This window comes from Simiduia agarivorans SA1 = DSM 21679 (assembly GCF_000305785.2).
Classification (GTDB): domain Bacteria; phylum Pseudomonadota; class Gammaproteobacteria; order Pseudomonadales; family Cellvibrionaceae; genus Simiduia; species Simiduia agarivorans.
On the sequence record NC_018868.3, the window covers coordinates 3626806 to 3642183 of the forward strand.

General features: G+C 55.7%; 10 protein-coding genes. 1 reads left to right on the plus strand and 9 read right to left on the minus strand.

Annotated features, from left to right (window positions below):
• Nucleotides 1-28: 28 nt before the first annotated feature.
• The 9 genes from M5M_RS16290 to M5M_RS16330 form a co-directional block, all read right to left on the minus strand.
• Complete coding sequence (locus M5M_RS16290; protein WP_016389790.1) at nucleotides 29-1723, minus strand: glycoside hydrolase family protein; 1695 nt, start codon at nucleotides 1721-1723, stop codon at nucleotides 29-31.
• Nucleotides 1724-1745: 22 nt separating this feature from the next.
• The gene (locus M5M_RS16295; protein WP_144062487.1) at nucleotides 1746-3224 is read right to left on the minus strand and encodes an MFS transporter; all 1479 of its coding nucleotides are present in this window, start codon (nucleotides 3222-3224) and stop codon (nucleotides 1746-1748) included.
• An 86-nt stretch (nucleotides 3225-3310) separates the two neighbouring features.
• The gene (locus M5M_RS16300; RefSeq protein WP_015048603.1) at nucleotides 3311-4711 is read right to left on the minus strand and encodes a sugar MFS transporter; all 1401 of its coding nucleotides are present in this window, start codon (nucleotides 4709-4711) and stop codon (nucleotides 3311-3313) included.
• A gap of 36 nt (nucleotides 4712-4747) precedes the next feature.
• On the minus strand, nucleotides 4748-5779 hold the full coding sequence (locus tag M5M_RS16305; protein WP_015048604.1) for an ROK family protein: 1032 nt from the start codon (nucleotides 5777-5779) through the stop codon (nucleotides 4748-4750).
• 112 nt (nucleotides 5780-5891) lie between these two features.
• Nucleotides 5892-7469, minus strand: coding sequence for a hypothetical protein (locus M5M_RS16310; protein ID WP_015048605.1), 1578 nt, complete (start codon nucleotides 7467-7469; stop codon nucleotides 5892-5894).
• A gap of 85 nt (nucleotides 7470-7554) precedes the next feature.
• Nucleotides 7555-8979 (minus strand): glycoside hydrolase family 125 protein, encoded by a 1425-nt coding sequence (locus M5M_RS16315; RefSeq protein ID WP_015048606.1) that lies wholly within the window; start codon nucleotides 8977-8979, stop codon nucleotides 7555-7557.
• A gap of 29 nt (nucleotides 8980-9008) precedes the next feature.
• Nucleotides 9009-10643: a glucose-6-phosphate isomerase gene (pgi, locus tag M5M_RS16320; RefSeq protein WP_015048607.1), complete on the minus strand. Its 1635-nt coding sequence runs from the start codon at nucleotides 10641-10643 to the stop codon at nucleotides 9009-9011.
• 6 nt (nucleotides 10644-10649) lie between these two features.
• Entirely contained in the window at nucleotides 10650-11585 is a 936-nt protein-coding gene (locus M5M_RS16325) for a carboxylesterase family protein (protein WP_015048608.1), read from the minus strand.
• The gene (locus tag M5M_RS16330) at nucleotides 11582-13000 is read right to left on the minus strand and encodes an FGGY-family carbohydrate kinase (RefSeq protein ID WP_015048609.1); all 1419 of its coding nucleotides are present in this window, start codon (nucleotides 12998-13000) and stop codon (nucleotides 11582-11584) included. The genes M5M_RS16325 and M5M_RS16330 overlap by 4 nt, the downstream gene beginning before the upstream one ends.
• A 271-nt stretch (nucleotides 13001-13271) precedes the next feature.
• Here M5M_RS16330 and M5M_RS16335 point away from each other — a divergent pair, with 271 nt between their 5' ends.
• The gene (locus M5M_RS16335; RefSeq protein ID WP_015048610.1) at nucleotides 13272-15371 is read left to right on the plus strand and encodes a bifunctional rhamnulose-1-phosphate aldolase/short-chain dehydrogenase; all 2100 of its coding nucleotides are present in this window, start codon (nucleotides 13272-13274) and stop codon (nucleotides 15369-15371) included.
• Nucleotides 15372-15378 lie beyond the last annotated feature (7 nt).

A 15378-nucleotide genomic window follows, 5' to 3' on the forward strand; every position in this document is an offset into this window, starting at 1 on the left:
GCTGCTCCGTTATTCAGTCTCGGGTTAATTACAGTGCTTTAAACCAGGTTTTCATATTGTCCGGTGATTCTTTATCCTTGAGCGGATAGAGCATGATCTGATTGCCGGGTTGATTTGGCCAGGAGAATACGTCGTACTGGTTTATTTGTACGTCGCTGGGCGCCACGGCCATGAGGGTTTTGCTGGTTTGTGGCAGGCCTTTCATGGTGCGGATTTCCAAACCATCTATCGCTGCGCCGCTGGCCATGGCGCGCATGGGCAGGGTGGGAATGTCCACGTTTTGTGCAGCTCGCGCGGCGAGCATCCAGGGGCCCAGGAATTGGGTGTAGACGTTGCCGCTTTCCGCTGTCACAGGCTCGGGCGCTTTCCCGGGTGTGGCGTTCCAGAATTTCCAATGGGCGGTATAGGTGTGCGTGTGATTATATTGCCCGGCATGCCAGCTGGCCCAACTTGGCTCGCGCAGATTGACCTTTTGTATAGCGGGCGCCTGCGAGAGATCAACGATGAACTGACGGTAGTCTGCACTCCAGCTGAGATTGACGGTCTGATCGCCGAACGTAAAAGTACCTTCAATGGGATGAAGCACGCTGAGCGTGTCGCCATCGCGCTGCACAAAATAGCTGGCGGCTTCCAGCATCACCGAGGGTCCGTAGAGCGAGCAGCACCAATAGCCTTCCTTGCCCATTTGCAGGTAGCGATTCTGGTAAATCAGCCGTGCGCCAAAGCCGCCATTGATGGTCTGGTTGTAGAAAAATTGGTTTTCCAGGCACAGAATCCCGCGCTCCAGCCAGGCGTCTTTGCCCGTGAGCTTGTGCAATTTGAGGCACAGCAACATCCAGTCGGCGTGGGAGCAGGCTTCATCGTCATGTATGTGATCCTTGCCGAATTTTACAAAGCGCTCGGGTATGCCGCCGGATTCCATCACAAATTCCCGCCACACCTGTTCCAACTCCTTTTCAATGGCCGCTACCATTCCGGTGTCGCCACCGCGCTCGGCAAATTCCAGGCAGCCGCGTCGCACGGTAAGGTAAGAGTGCGAGTGATCTGCCTCTGCCAGCGAGGCCACATTGGGCATGAATTGTCTGGCCAGGGTAAGAATGCGTTCGTCGCCGGTGATCTGGTAGGCGCTTGAGAGTCCCGCCAAACCGTGGAAGTATCCGCTGGGTGTTACCGCATAATATTCGGTGTCGCGTTCGCGGATGTTGCGGGCCACCTCTTCCCAATAGGGGTACTGATCGATGTACCACTGCACGTGCTGGCGCACGGCGGTTTCGAGTTTTGCATCGGGGAACAGGCTGGCCAGTACCGATAATCCTTTGAGCATCCAGCCATTGCCGTAAGCGCCAAGCATGGTTTCAACGCCAGGTGCGATAGTCTCGTTGCCAAAATGACCGTCGGCCTGTTGGTGAGCGATGGCCTTGTGCGCCAGGCTTACCACGTCAGCAGGCGCCTCAGTACAGTCGGAATGCGCCAGCGCCTGGGCCCACAACCAACGCCCGGCGACGTCGCCATGGCAACAGGGAAAGTTGGTCCATGTTTGCGGATCAGTTTTGATTTGCTTAAGCAAATACTCTTCGCTGAACGGCGCTTCGTGGCTGATGCGCTGAATTGAGCGAGCCAGGCGTTCCCCCAGCTCACCGGAAAGCGCTACGCTGTCGGCCGAAAAATCGTATCGGTTGATTTTCTTCGGGCTGAATTTTACGGGTTGTGGTGCTTGGTACATAACATGGACCTTGTCGATGTGTTCAGGCGTTGGTTTGCGCCGCAGTGGATTCGTTGCTGTGAGCGTTTTGTTTATAGGCCGCCAGTGTGTCGCGGTTGATACCGTAGCGCCAGATAAACACCAGGCCAAGTGCTATTACAATGGGACCACCCAAAAATGAGAAATTGGCGATGGCGCGGGCAGTTTCAGGCGCTTGGGTAGTCACACCCTCAGCATAGCCAAGCCACTCCAGGGTAAAGCCACTGATAAGTATGCCGACGGAGGTGGCGGCCTTGATCACAAAACTGAAAATGGCCGAATAGCTGCCGTCTTTCAGCTCGCCGGTTTTGTGGAAGTTCACTTCCGATGCATCGGCAATCATGGAGATGGTCAGCGGAATAATGATGCCACAGCCCAACCAGAACAGCGCCTGGGGCAATGCAAACAAGACGGTGGTATACCACTCGCCCATGTTGGCTACTGCTTCGCGAATGGCGGATTGACCAAAGGTGGCAAACATCAGCAGGCCCATGGCCAGCGAAAATACCGTGGCCCCACTGCAGATGTTACGTTTCTCAAAATGTTTTACCAGCCACACGATCAGCAGTGATCCGAGTGTGAAACCCACCATGGTAGCGCTGTGCACCACGGTCTTCTGGAATGCCGACAGCTGCATGTAGTCGATAAAGGTGTAGATCTGCATTTGTGCGGTAAGGCCGATGCCGATTTGCGCCACAAAATAAAACAGAAATACCTTGTTGGCTTGTGGGTCGCGGAAGATCTGCACAATACTCAGAAAAAATGCCTTGATTCCTGCGTGGGCAGTTTTCATGGCGCGCGAATCGGTGATGTAGTGACGTGTTAAATAACAGCACAATAAGGTCAGGCACAGGGTGGCGATGGCGATGGTAATGCCCATTTGTTCGTAGTTGGCCACGATATTTGTGCCGTCCAGGCGCGAGCCGTCGGGATTGATGCCGTCTTTGAAGAACAGCGTCCAGGCCATGGCACCAAAGGTAAAGTTAATGGCCATGTTCACCACGTAGCGAATCGATTGCAGGCTGGCGCGCGATTCATAGGTGGTACAAATCTCAAAGCCCAGTGCAGTAAAGGGAATCACAAAAATGGTGACGGCGGTGCGCAACAAAATGTTTACCCCTAGCAGATAGGCAAACAGCAGCCCGTGGTTACTGACTATGGATTCCGGCACAAACCACACAAAGTAGAGCGACAGCGCCACCAGAATGCCACCAATGAGCAGATAGGGGTGGCGTCGGCCGAAGCGGCTTTTGGTGTTATCGGTGACGTGGCCCATCACCGGGTCGGTAATCGCATCCCACAGTGTGGTAATGCTGAGCGCAAGCGCGGCCAGTGTGGCGGGCAAGCCTAATGCCTGTGTATAAAACACCATGGCAAAGTTGCCGATTGTCAACAAGGGAATGGCCGTACCGCTTTCGCCGAGGGCGTAGTACCACATATCGCGGCGCGGTGCGCCAGACTTGTGAGTGTGTGAAGATTGCATATTGGAACCGAGCTCGTATTACAGGTTATTGCGCCAGTGCTTTTATAGGGATCGATAATCTGTGCATTGCTGCTTATCGCAAAAAATCAGTGTTGTTTTGGTCGGTAGCCGTGCAGTCCGTAGTAGATCACGTACAGGTAGCAGGCGAGCGGTACGATCAGGGACAGCTCCATACTGATGAGATCGGCCACCAGTCCCATCAGGGGTGGCACCAGCGCTGCACCGAGAATGGCCATAATCAGCATGGACGAGCCCTGGCTGGTGAAACGCCCCAGATTGTTAATGGCCAGCGTAAAAACATTTGACCACATGATGGAATTGAACAAGCCCACTGCAATCACACACCACATAGCGGCCTTAGCGCCCACCAGCATGGCAATCGCCAGTAGTAAAACGATCACACTGGCGAACGCCATAAGTGTGCGATTTGGACTGAATTTACACACCAACATCAATGCAATATTGAGCGCAATAAAGCCGGCCCATATTGTGGCTGCAGTCCAGGATACCAACAGGCCGCAAAGGCCGAAGGCCAATGCCCATACCAGCGCGAACAAGGCCATAATGCTGCTGCGTTTGAGGTTGTCTGTGAATGCTATGGCACCCAGAAAGCGCCCAACCATCAGACCGGCCCAGTAGAGTGATAAGTAAATGCTGGCTTCTAGCTCGGCCATGCCGGCAATGTCCGGCAGCCCGAGGTATTTGATCAGAATACTGCCCAGCGCCACTTCGGCACCCACGTACATAAAGATGCAGACAGCACCCAGTGTCAGATGGCGGAATTGCCAGACGCTGCCTTTGGTATCTTGTTGCAGATTGACATCTTCAAACGCGGGCAGTCTGATTAGTTTAAAAAACACCGCCATGAAAAACAGCGTGGTCGCCATTACGGTGTATGGCGGTGCTACGCTGTTGACATCGGCGCTCAAGCCCGAATGACTGAAAATAAGGATGCCGCCGATGATCGGCGCTAATGTGGTACCCAAGGAATTCAGCGCCTGGGAAAGGTTGAGCCGGCCAGATGCGGTTTCGGGCCGTCCGAGGATAGACACATACGGATTGGCAGCGATCTGCAGAATCGCCATGCCGCCGGCCAGCACAAATAAAGCAAACAAAAACAGCCCATAGCTTTCCAGGCTGGCGGCGGGGCGGAATAGCAGGCAACCGGCGGCCATGATAAACAGACCCAGGCTAAGCCCGTTCTGATAGCCAATCAAATTCAGCAGGTCTTTGCCTTTTTGCGCGAATAAAAAATACACCAACGAGACCACGAAATAGGCGATAAAAAACGCGAACTGTACCAGCATGGCCTGGGTGTTGGTCAGCGTGAACACGTCCTGTAGATGGGGTATGAGAATATCGTTCAGCGCTGTGATAAATCCCCACAGGAAAAACAGGATGGTGAGAAAGCAGAGGGGTACCCAGTAACGGCTTTGTGACTCGCGGTTATTCAGCGGGGTGTCCGGACTAAGGGTGTTTGTATTCATGCGCAGCTGCTCGTGGTTGTGCGTTATTGTTATGGATCAGGCCAAGGGCCAAACAGATGAGGCGGTGCAGGCCGGTTTCGATGTGGTCGCGTGTTTGTCAGCTGATGACAATGCGAGCTGCGCCACACCCACCGCGGCGTAGTCACCGATTTGCTCGCCCAATGCGGCAGGTACCACCCGGCATACCGCTGCCGCGCCGGGCAGGGCTTCACGCGCAATGACTGCGTGGGCGGCAGGGGCAATAAACGATTCACAGCGCGCAAACACACTACCGATCACAATGTATTCGGGGTTCAGCAGGTCGATCACCATGCTCAGGCCCTGGCCCAACCGTTTGCCGGATTCTGCAAACACCTTCAGCGCGAGGGCATCACCTGCGCATGCGTGCTGTGCCAGTTGCTGTGTCGTCAGTGTGGCCAGTTCGGCTTCGGTGCGGCACCAGGCCGGCCCCTGATTGTGTTGCCAGGCTTCCCGTACGGCCGCCTGACCGAGCAGTCGGATACCTGCGCCGCTGCAAAATCCCTCGAACGAACCGTGTTTGCCAAAGGCCAACGGGCCAGAGTCGGCCAGCCGGATATGGCCCAGCTCACCGGCCAGGTCGTTGGTGCCGCTGTAGAGTTGCCCGTTCAGAATCAAGCCGGCGCCCAGTCCGGTGCCGAACGTGAGAAACACCATGTTGCGGCTGCCTTTGCCTGCACCAAACCGCCATTCGGCCAGCGCACCGGCATTGGCGTCATTTTGCAGAGCGGCGGGCACACCAAAGAGGTTGCTGAAAAAGCGGGTGACCGGCACCGCGTCCCAACCGGGCAGATTGGGCGGAGACAGGACTAACCCCCGGGCGCTGTCGAGCGGGCCTCCGCAGCTGATGCCGATGGCCCGCAGCGACGTAAGGTGATCCGGGCTGAAGCGTTCGCGCGCCAGCGCAGCCAGTTGCTTGAGCGTCTCCATGGGGGGTTGCGAAGTGTTGGTGTTCAGCACCTCCCGGCGCAACAGTTCACCGTTGATGGTGGCCAGTACCAGGGCGCATTTGGTGCCGCCAATATCCACACCCAGCAGGTAACCGCTCATATATCACGCTCGAATTCAGGTCACTTATCGTTATTGTCCGGACCGGCGCCAGGCCAGACCGGTTGATCGGAATAGATTACTATTGATTGAATATGCTTGCAATCATTGGTGATCACTCACTGACAGGTGGCAATTCAATCAACGACAGGCTGTGGGGCGGCAGGGATACCGTGGCACCGGCGGGGTGGTGCCGGGGGACGAGGTGGAGTGGGCCTTGTGCCCAAATGGGACCACTACCCTCGTACTGCACCGCCACCGATGCAGGCGCCTGCTCGCTGGCTGGATAGATCCATTGCGTTGCCGTTGTGCCGGCATTGGCACCGGGCATTGACGGTAGCGCGATGGTCAGCGGGTGGCCGCTCCGATTGATAATCCACAGCGCGAGTCCGTCGTTTCCGCTCAGTGCGGCACCGTAGAGTGCGCGCTGTTGGGCATCGCCTTCGATGGTTATGCCAAGCAGGGGGTTATTGCTGAAGTCGAGCGGGTGCATCTGCTCTTGGCGCAAGGCGATGCTGGTGAGGTGGGCGTAGAGCTGACCCATTTTGGTGAGTGTGCCGGAGCGCGTGTCGATGGGCAGCCCGAGGCCCCAGCCGTGATCGAGGTTACCAATGCTGTGGTGGTTGAGAATCTCGATGGCATCGGGATTGTTCATGCCGTTGAGTAAAAAGCTGGCCTGATAGAGCGAGTTCCAGCCGGTATCCCGGGTGGCCAGCATCCATTCTGCCGAGGGGCCGGTGCCGTGAAATTGTTTGTAGTAAGCAATCACATTGTATTCGGTAATCCACATGGGGTAGTCGCCGAAACGTTGTTTGATCAGTTTTGCTGCGCGATCAAGTGTGGCGGTGGGGTAGGCGAGAAAAGCTTTGGCGCGTTCGGCATCGGTGGTGTAAGGGTCGAGTTTTTGTCGCTTCATTACGTAGTGGTGCAATATCAACGCGTCGAAGTGGGGCCGGAATTCCGGTCGCATGATCTGTTTATTCCAGTTCACCATGGCGACCGAGTCGTCTTCGTGATGGCTTTCGAACAGGTCGTCTTCACGAGTGACGATACCAATGCGCACATCGGGAAAGAGTTCGCGAATGGCCGGGCTGAGTCTGGCCACGCGGCGGGCGTAGTTCAGACCGCGCTCGGCCTCGCCGAATTCATTGCCCCAGAAATAGGTTTCATTATCCATCTCCACGTAGCGGATATCCGCGCCGGCGGCTTTGAGTTTTTTCAGCGCTGGAATTTGCTCGTCTTCACGGGTGGTGAGATTGAGCATCCATTGGATTTCCGCATCAATGGCTTCGCCGAATTCCAGAAATTTTTCCGGTCCCAGGGCGCCATCGGGCATGTTGCGGGTGTCTTCTACTAATTCAAGCATCCAGTTAAATGCGCCCGGTGGCCAGATGGCGGTGATTTCCTGCTCGGGGATAAAGTGACCGCGATGCCAGTCCCAGAAAGATGCAGGGCTGCCGGAGGGGTATCGTATGCCCTGCGCGTTGAGGGCGCGCAGCAGTGCCCGGTAGGCCGGGTTGGCGGCGGGGTCGTCACTGGTCTCGTGTACGCCGTTGACGCCAAACAGACGGGGATTGATAGGGGTGCCCTTGCCAACGGTGACGGACACTGGTGAGCTGCCAGTGGTGTCCGCCCACAGGGGCTGGGTGACAAAACATGCGGATAAGGTCAGCGGCAATAACCAGCGTTTCATGGCGGACTCCCAATGAGCTGTGCTGCGGGTCGCGCCAAGCCGGCCCGCTTTTTGTAGGTTAAGAAATGGCGTTGTTCGCGCCGAATCAAAAGTGTTGTTTCAGCAGTGCCGGTCGCTCACGATGCAATTTCAGGATCAGCTCACCAAATAGGGTATTGGCCCAGGCGAACCAGTCGCGTGAATATTCCGCAGGATTATCCTTGTCGAAGGCCTCGTGCATGAAGCCGGTTTCCGCATCGGAATTGCACAGCCACTGCAGGCACTGGTTGATTTCGGCATCGTCGTGACTGGTCATGGCGCGCAGGATAATACCCATGGGCCAGATACGGCGCTTACCGGTATGGGGGCTGCCCTGTCCTTCAGCTGCGCTGCCGCGCAGGTAGTAGGGGTTGCTGTCGCTCAACAAAAATTTCCGGGTGTTCCGGTAAATTTCGTTGTTCACGAAGCGGTGGTCCAGATAAGGTAGCGACATGAGCGATGGAACATTGGCATCGTCCATAAACAGTGCGTTGCCAAAGCCGTCCACTTCGTAGGCGTATATTTTTCCGAAATCAAGGTGGTCGCGTACCGCGGCAGATGCAATGGCAGCTTCCACCTGGTCCGCCATGACACGGGCGCGCTGTGCAAACGCGCGGTCGTCAAACAACGCGTCCAGCATCTCTGCCAACTGACGCAAACTGATCACCGCAAACAGATTGCTCGGAATGAGAAACGGAAACAGGGTGGCATCATCGGACGGGCGGAACGCGCTGGCAATCAGGCCCACCGGTTTTACCGGTCGACCAGTACCTTCAAACACCGGCGCATCAATCATGCGAGGCGAGCTGCGCACAAACCGGTAGTCGGATTCGCCATCAAAGCGCTGCTCTGCTTTGAAGGTCTGCTCGATATTGAGCATGGCCTGACGCCAGCGTTGGTCAAAGGGCGCCGTGTTGCCGGTGGCTTTCCAGTAGTGCCAGCCAAGGCGGATGGCGTAACACAGCGAGTCGATCTCCCATTTACGCTCATGAATGCCCGGTTTGGGCGATGGCTCGTCTGATGACCAGTATGACTCGCGTGTGAGGTCCTTGTAGAAAGCGTTGGCGTAAGGATCTGTCAGGATGCACGTAGTCTGACGATTGATCAGCCCCTGCATGAGCAGATCAATTTGCCGGTCCTGATTCACAAAAGGCAAATAGGGCCACACCTGGGCGGTGCTGTCTCTGAGCCACATGGCATCAATATCGCCGGTGATAATAAATGTATCGGGGCGGCCATCGATCATTTCGAAATCAACGGTGGTGTCGAGCGTATTGGGCAGGCAGTTGACAAAGAGTTGTTTGAGTTTGGGAGAGGCAATGGTTCCGGCCACATCTGCCAATGCTTGTTCCAGCGCGAGGCTGTGATAAGTGCGTGCGGCAGGCGCGGGGCGTCGCAGTGGAAACGCTTGGCTAGGTGCCGCACCCAGACGACTACTGGTCAGTGCAGCGCCGGACGCGGCCAGGGAAACGAACTGTCGGCGGTTGATCATGGTTGCTGGACTCTGTTTCTTTATCGCTATTATTTGTTGGTGTGATGATGCGCTTGGTAGCGTGCTACCAGCGCATTGGTAGACCCATCAAAGGGGCTTGCACTGGCACCCGTAAGTGCCGGATGAATTTCGTTACACAGCTGTTTGCCAAGTTCTACGCCCCACTGGTCGAAGGCGTTGATATCCCAGATGACCGACTGCACAAACACCTTGTGTTCATACAGTGCGATCAATGCCCCCAGTGTGTCGGGGCTGAGTTTTTCGAACAGCAGAGTGCTGGACGGGCGGTTACCTGGCATCATTTTGTGCGGTGCCAGTGTGCGTGCAACGTCAGCATTGAAACCCATCTGCTCGAATTCCGCCTGTGCTTGCTCAAAGGATTTACCCAGCATCAGTGCGCGGCTCTGGCTCAAGCAGTTGGCAAACAACTGCGAATGGTGATCCGCCAAGGGGTGATGACTGGCCAGACTGACAATAAAATCCACCGGCACCCGATGACTGCCCTGGTGCAACAGTTGATGAAACGAGTGCTGGCCGTTGGTGCCCACTTCGCCCCAGATGACGGGGCCTGTGCTATGCTCCACGACATCGCCCCGGCGGTTTACCCGTTTGCCATTGCTCTCCATATCGAGTTGCTGGATGTATTTGGTGAACTCACCCAGATAGTGGTCGTAGGGTAGAATGGCGTGGCTTTGTGCACCCCAGAAATTGCTGTACCAAACACCCAGCAGCGCCATGATAACCGGCAGGTTGCGCTCAGGTGCAGTGTCTGAAAAATGCTGATCCATACGTGCGGCGCCGGCCAGCAGTCGCTCGAAATTCATCATGCCGCAGGCCAGTGCGATTGGGAGGCCGATCGCCGACCAGAGCGAGTAGCGGCCGCCGACCCAGTCCCACATAGGGAATATATTGTCTCGGCGAATGCCGAATTCGCACGCTGTGTCGATAGCGGAAGTGACTGCCACAAAGTGTTGGGCGGTCGCTCCCGCATCGTTCAGATTGCCGTTAAGCCAGGCCTGTGCCGAACGCGCGTTGGTGAGCGTTTCGGCGGTGGTAAATGTTTTTGAAGCCACTACAAACAGGGTGTTTGCGGGGTTGAGATGTTTAAGCGTTTCGCTGAGATCGGCACCGTCGACATTTGACACAAAATGCGTGGAGAGTGTCGGGGCCTGGTAGGGCGTCAGGGCGCGGCATACCATTTTCGGGCCCAGGTCAGACCCACCAATGCCGATATTGACCACATCGGTGATGCGTTCGCCAGTGGCGCCTCGCCAGTGTCCGCTATGAATCTGGTTTACAAAGTCGGCCATTTTCTGCAGCGCGCTGCGTACCACTGCCCGTTGTTCGGGCAAGTGTTTGCAATCACCGCGCAGGGCTACGTGCAATACCTGGCGGTTCTCTGTGTTATTCAGCTTTTCACCTGAAAACATGGCGTTTATTGCCGCCGGGACGCCACGGCTTTGGGCCAGTTGAGTCAGTAAAGAAACTGTTGGATCGTTGATGTGGTGCTTGCTGAAATCGAGGGTGATGCCGGCAGCGGACAGGGTATATTTTTCCGCGCGCTGTGGATCCTGCTCGAACAGCCCTGCAATAGACATGTGTTCAAGTTGCTGGCGCTGTTTCGTGAGCGCCTGCCAGACAGGGCTTTGCGTCAAAGTATTCATTCGTGCTTACTGATCGGTCGGATGGGTATCCGTAGAGTGTTGGAGGAACCAATGGTAGATGTCTTCGCCGGCATACACCCTGCGCCAAACATCGTGTGCCATATCGGCGTGAATGGTAAAGCGTATATCGGCGCTGCTGTTGTCGCGCAGCAGATTGAGGCCGGGATAAAAATGCTGAATGGGAATCACCGGGTCCATGCCGCCGGCAAAACACCAGACCGGAACTTGTGCCTGGCTGATCGATGTCATGAGAGACGGGTGCCCCCAGCCGGCGACGGGCGCCACAGCAGCAAAAGTTTCCGGATATTTGCTGGCCATGTACCAGCTGCCGAAGCCGCCATAACTCAAGCCTGTGAGATAGGTTTTGTTTTTATCCACTCGCAGCTTGCGCCGGGTTTCAGACAGCATTTCCAATAGGTCTTTTTCGATGGTCTCCCAGCCCTTGGGTAGCAGCGGATCTATTTCGCTCATACTGTCAGTCGCGGGATAGGAAATCATCGGTTGCGTTAACCGCTGTGGCTTTTCTCGCTCGGGAGTGCCGTCGTACTGGCGACGAGGGATCTGATCGAATGTTCGCTCGTTGAAATAGTTGTTGGTACTGGCAAAATCAAACATTGGTAGTTGCGGGGCAATAATAACAAACGGCAAGTTTCGTTTTTGCACCCAGGCCTCATAAAGCGGGCCGTGTGTCAGTACGTAGTCGAGCTCTGATTTTCCGTTCCCCCGTTCGCCGTTGCCGTGCAGAAACAGGATTGTGGGCCAGCGTTTGTCAGGCTGTGCGTTGTAACCTTCAGGCAGGTATACAAAGTAATCCCGCTCGCTGCCGTCCAGTTGGCTGGTCAGCGACCAGCGTTCCAGTCGGGCTGGATCTTCCGCAGGCTCACAAGCTGACAGTGCCCATGCAGTCAAAGCGCACAATAACGCGTTAAGCGGCTTGGTCATGGGGTTGTTCCTTGCATTGTTTGGAGGTTGTTCACCATAAAACGCCAATGATCCCGATAGGCTTCCAGCTGTGCGAATTCGCTGGGCGTGCAACGGGTTAGCGAAGGTCGTCCTGAAATTTCTGGCTCACACAGCAGAGCGCAACCCGATACGGTACCGGTATCATCACTTGACAGCAGTAGCGTTTGCTCCGGCCGCAGTTGTGCCAGCAAGGTGCACAGCAAACGGTTTTTCAGGAATGCACCTTCCATAATGATGTCTCCCTGCGCGTGGAGGTGGTCGAGAAGGTAGTCGAGCATCAGAGCGCAGTAGAGGGACGCCAGACAATTGCCACTGCCGTCGGGCACATGGCCCTGAATGCTGCCGGCTTTGCTGGCAAACGGCCCGCCGGCCTTGGCGAATGACGGCAATGCCAAAACTTGTGCTTCCAATAAATGACTCACCCGCTGGTCGATGGCGTCTGCCGACGCGTTTTGTGCCAGTGGGGCGTTGGTCAGCCGGCAAATCGCTTCGTATTCGCGCCCGCCCATAAAGCGGGCACAGGCAACCGGTCGGCCGGTGACATCGACGTTAGCAAGCATGTCGTACGATTCGAGCAATTGCCCGACTCTCACACCCGCGCTCATGAGGATCGACCAGGTGCCTGTGGAAATAACGGTAAACGGCGCGTCACCGGCGTGCACCCGGTGACGCCAGTAGCTGGCGTTGCTGTCGTGCACGCCGGTATGAATGCGGCATTGGGGATCAAGGCCCGTGGCGGCACAAAAGTCTTGCGAGGGTAGAAACCAGTCCCGGGCATCGCGCAGTGGTGGCAGTTTTTCGCGCAGTTCCAGTTGATCGACGAGGGGCGCATAGTCATTGCGCAATGGTTGCCACAGATCGGTATGACACCCCAATGACGTGACTTCGTTGCAGCGTTGCCCGGTCATGCGCCAAAGCCAGTACTGCGGATAGCAAAGCAGGGTGTCGGCTTGGTCAAACTCGGCGGGGAAGTGCTGCTTCAGCCAATGCAGTTGGCGGCCGAGATTTAATCCGAACGGTAATCGGGGCGACTGGGTCAGTAAAAACGGGTCCCGAATCGCCTCGTATTCGGCAGCTACGGCCTTGTCCTGATAGAGCCCGTCGAACTCGTAGTCCAACACCGGCAGCGCCAGTGCCCCCGTTTTGCTGTCCAGTAATGCTGCGGTTGCGCCGTGAGTGGTGATGTTCAATCGCGCGATTGGGTATTGTTCGGTCAGTGTCTGCATTTCCCGGCAAAGCCATTGCCAGATGGTATCCACGTCTGCGTGCGGATAGGGCATGCCAGTGCTGACGCGATTGGCTTGCTCACGGCTGGCAAGGGGCTGAAGGTTTGGGTCGAGAACGCACAGCTTGATATGCGTTTTGCCAATATCGAAGACCAGGGTGTTGGCCATGCGGGCATCCTAATTATTGTTTCTGGGCGTAACGCTAACACCATTATTCCGTCAAAACAATCATTGAGTGATCACTAATGCTTGTTAATGATTTTTATGGGTGTGGGCGATAAGATCTATTTTGGTCTTTAAAAACAAAGGTATGGCGCGATTGTTGGCGATTTTGCCATTCATCCAAATAATCAATATAAATCAATTGCGCTCATAAATTATCAGTGACATAATGCCTGCAGATTTATCCATGATATTAATAACGAGTTCAGAGTCCGCTATGAATCGACCCCTTGAGAGCCTGTGGGATGACGCCCTGGCTGCAACCTTGTCCGAACCCGAAAAGCTGAAATACCGTTCCAATTTGCTGGGCTCAGACCTGCGCATCACTAATTATGGTGGCGGCAATACGTCAGCCAAGATCACCATGAATGATCCGCTTACCGGCGAAGATGTTCAGGTTTTGTGGGTCAAGGGTTCTGGTGGCGATCTGGGGTCTATTGAGCTGAATGGCTTTGCCACCCTCTACATGGAAAAGTTGGAAATGCTCAAGCAGAAGTATCGCGGGCTTGCGCATGAGGATGAGATGGTTGGGTATCTGTCTCATTGCACCTTTAATCTGAATCCTCGCGCGGCCAGCATCGATACGCCTCTGCACGCTTACATTCCGTACCCGCATGTGGATCATATGCACCCGGATGCGGCCATTGCGATCGCCTGTACCAAAGACAGCCGGGCGCTCACAGAAACCATCTTTGGCGGTGCTATGGGTTGGTTGCCGTGGCAGCGCCCGGGTTACGATCTTGGCCTGAAACTGGAAGCGATGGCTAAGTCCTCTCCGCATCTGAAAGGTATTGTGCTGGAAGGGCACGGTATCTTTACATGGGGTGATTGCGCGAAAAGCTGCTACCTCAATACTCTGGATATTATTCAGAAGGCGGCCGATTGGCTGTCTGAAAATAATACCAAGCCTGCCTTCGGAGGGCCGCGCTACCTGCAGGCCTTGGATGCCGATACCCGTGCGCGGGTGGTGGCGCGCCTTATGCCATTGGTGCGCGGAAAAATTACGCTGGATCAGCCCAAGGTGGGGCACTACAACGATTCGGATGAAGTGTTGCAGTTTGTGAACGCAAGCCAACTGCAAGCGCTGGCAGATCTGGGTACGTCCTGTCCCGATCATTTTCTGCGTACAAAAATCAAACCTTTGGTGTTGGACTTTAACCCCGGGGCGGCCGATCTGGACGTTGAGTTGGATCGTTGCGCAGCAAGCCTGGACTCGGCATTGACCGGCTATCGGGAGTACTATGCCGCTTACTATGAGCGCTGCAAGCGCGACAACAGTCCTGCCATGCGCGATCCCAATGCGGTGATCTATCTGGTGCCTGGCGTGGGTATGCTGTCGTTTGCCAAAGATAAAGCCACTGCGCGTATTGCCTCCGAGTTTTACGTCAACGCCATTAATGTCATGCGCGAAGCCAGTGGTGTGAGTGAGTATGTGGGCCTGGATGAGCAGGAGGCATTCGATATCGAATACTGGTTGCTGGAAGAGGCCAAGTTGCAGCGCATGCCCAAGCCTAAGAGCCTGGCCGGAAAAATTGCGTTTATTACCGGCGGTGCCGGCGGGATTGGCCGTGCAACCGCGCAGCGTTTATTGACGGAAGGCGCTTGCGTCATGCTGGCCGACATTGATGCCGATGCCCTGGCCAATGCTCAGCAGCAATTGGCAGAGCTCTTTGATAAAGACCGCGTAGCGTCCACCGTCTGCAATGTAACAGAAGAGGCTTCTGTGCAGGCGGCACTGGCTGCCACGTCGCGGAATTTTGGTGGTCTGGATATTCTGGTATCGAATGCAGGCATTGCCAGCGCAGCGGCGATCGATGAAACCACACTGGCGTTGTGGAACCGCAACATGGACATTCTCGCGACCGGCTATTTTCTGGTGGCGCGCGAGGGGTTCAAAGTATTGAAAGCGCAGAATGTAGGTGGTGCGATGGTCTTTGTGGCCAGTAAGAATGGTCTGGTTGCCTCGCCCAATGCATCTGCTTATTGCACCGCCAAAGCCGCTGAAGTGCAGTTGGCTCGTTGCCTCGCGCTGGAGGGTGCGCCCATTGGCGTGCGCTGCAATGTGGTCAATCCCGATGCAGTCTTGCGCGGCTCCAAAATCTGGTCCGGGCAGTGGAAAAAAGAGCGTGCCGATGCCTACAACATGAGTGAGGAGCAGCTGGAAGAACACTACCGCCAGCGCAGCCTGCTCAAGCGCAATGTATTCCCCGAAGACATTGCCGAGGCGGTATACTTTTTAAGTGCCGATGTATCGGCAAAATCCACGGGTAATATTATCAATGTTGACGCGGGACACGCCCCGTCGTTTACCCGATAACAGGACA